This window comes from Halorubrum sp. GN11_10-6_MGM (assembly GCF_005435165.1).
Classification (GTDB): domain Archaea; phylum Halobacteriota; class Halobacteria; order Halobacteriales; family Haloferacaceae; genus Halorubrum.
Window position 1 is genome coordinate 1 of record NZ_SGUC01000152.1, and the last position, 471, is coordinate 471.

The window sequence follows — 471 nt, forward strand, 5'->3', positions numbered from 1 at the left end:
GGACAACGACACTGACGTAGCCGGGATTCTCCTGCGTACAATTTGACTCTAGGTGTCGCTTGGCGGCCCTGTACTGCCGGGTATGATCGCGGGTGAGATACCGAACGAGGACGTTCGTATCGATTCCAGTCACGACTCTCTCTCGCTAGTGTTGGAGGCACTTGCGTCTTCGCTAGCGGCATTCCCAATCGCTTCGTCCATTTCCTCAATCGAGACCGGCTCCTGCCCCGATCGGTCGAGCATGCCGTCGAGGGCCGAAAGGTCGGCTCCGGCTCGGCGGAGCACGACCCGATCGCCCTCAAGGGTGAATTCGACGCGGTCGCCGGGCTGGAGGCCAAGGGCCTCGCGAATGGGTTTCGGAATCGTCGTCTGTCCCCGAGTCGTAAGGGTCGAAGTAGGCACAGAATCAGTCAGACCTTTCAAAAGATCTTATTTCTTACTTCAGATAAGAGTACTTGTCGTTCCTGGTCG

The 471-nt window shown here is 57.7% G+C and carries 1 protein-coding gene; it reads right to left on the reverse strand.

The window, feature by feature from the left end:
• Positions 1-129 precede the first annotated feature (129 nt).
• Positions 130-402 carry an AbrB/MazE/SpoVT family DNA-binding domain-containing protein gene (locus EXE46_RS17945; protein WP_137689387.1) on the reverse strand — a complete coding sequence of 91 codons (273 nt, stop codon included), beginning with the start codon at positions 400-402 and terminating at the stop codon, positions 130-132.
• Between the last annotated feature and the right edge of the window lie 69 nt (positions 403-471).